Annotated in this window: 1 protein-coding gene; it reads left to right on the top strand. The window is 57.6% G+C overall.

The features are described 5' to 3' along the window. Positions 1 to 327: 327 nt before the first annotated feature. A partial coding sequence (locus ACA511_RS40620; RefSeq protein ID WP_375030086.1) for a division plane positioning ATPase MipZ occupies positions 328 to 575 on the top strand: 248 nt, incomplete at its 3' end.

The raw sequence follows: 575 nt of genomic DNA, 5'->3' as shown, positions 1-575 counted from the left end.
ATCGAGGCCGGCGAGCAGGCGGCGATTGCGATCATTCCCGAGATCCGCGAGCGCGTGCTCAACACATCGGATGCGGCCGAGGGCATCAAGTCCTTCGTGGAACGCCGCGCCGCCGTGTTCCAGGGGCGTTAATCCCGGACGCCAGTTGCGTTCATGATATGTACCCTGAGAGGTTGTGGTTGCGAGAATGACGTCGCAACCGATCGAATTTAAATCACGACAATGTCGCGGCGACTCTTGTCGAGATTCGTCGAATCAGGGAGATTCGAGGCATTCCCTTAATGTTATTTCGTCCTGCTCTCACTCAAGCGTCCGGTATGGAATCCCATGACAAACGCACGAGTCATTGTTGTCGGAAACAACAAGGGCGGCTCTGGCAAATCGACAATTGCCATGCACGTCGCCATCGCGCTGATCAAGGCGGGTCAGCGTGTCGCTACCATCGATCTCGACACCAAGCAGAAGTCGTTGACGCATTACGTCGATAACCGGCGGGAGTGGGCGCGAGAGACGTCGCTCGATCTCGGCATTCCGGCGCATATGTGCTTCGAGACGGTGAGCGGCAGGAGCAGCGA

It is taken from the genome of Actinomadura sp. GTD37 (genome assembly GCF_041951365.1).
Classification (GTDB): Bacteria; Actinomycetota; Actinomycetes; order Streptosporangiales; family Streptosporangiaceae; genus Spirillospora.
This window is presented reverse-complemented; position numbering and strand designations above follow the sequence as displayed.